This is a genomic window from Oleiphilus sp. HI0079 (genome assembly GCF_001635105.1).
This window is the reverse complement of record NZ_LWFT01000714.1, coordinates 1-598: the sequence shown is the minus strand read 5'-3', so window position 1 is coordinate 598 and position 598 is coordinate 1. Positions and strand designations below refer to the sequence as shown.

General features: G+C 49.7%; 1 protein-coding gene. It reads right to left on the bottom strand.

What is annotated here, in order from left to right:
* Nucleotides 1–598: ATP-binding cassette domain-containing protein (locus A3750_RS12955; protein ID WP_156498573.1), on the bottom strand; the 598-nt coding region annotated here is incomplete at both ends.

Genomic DNA, 598 nt, shown 5'->3' with positions numbered 1-598 from the left:
TAAGCAGCTTAAGAATTGCCATTCCTGCGGTCGTCTTGCCACTCCCACTTTCGCCGACAATGCCTAGGGTTTCGCCCGCGCGAACGGAAAAGCTAACGTTGTCGACAGCGGTAAAGCTGTTAGTCACCTTTCCGAAGAAGTTCTTCTTTATTGGAAACTCGATCAGAAGGTTTTCTGAGTTAAGAATTAGCTCTGCGTTCTTGGAGACAGGTTGTGGCATGCCATGGGGTTCGGCTTCGATCAGTGCACTCGTGTAGGGGTGGGTCGGGTTCTTAAATACATCCTTTGCCGTGCCTTGCTCAACGATAGTGCCGTTTTTCATCACTGCTACCGTATCTGCATACTGACGAACGACGTTTAGGTCGTGAGATATTAGGATAATAGACATTCCCATTTTGGTTTGGAGGTCCGCAATAAGTTCAAGAACCTGCTTTTGGACAGTAACATCGAGCGCTGTGGTCGGCTCATCGGCAATTAGTATTTCAGGTTCATTTGCAAGCGCCATCGCGATCATGACCCGTTGTTTCTGTCCGCCAGATAGTTCATGGGGGTACGCGCTAAGTCGGCGCTCAGAATCAGGGATGCCCACGAGCTCTAG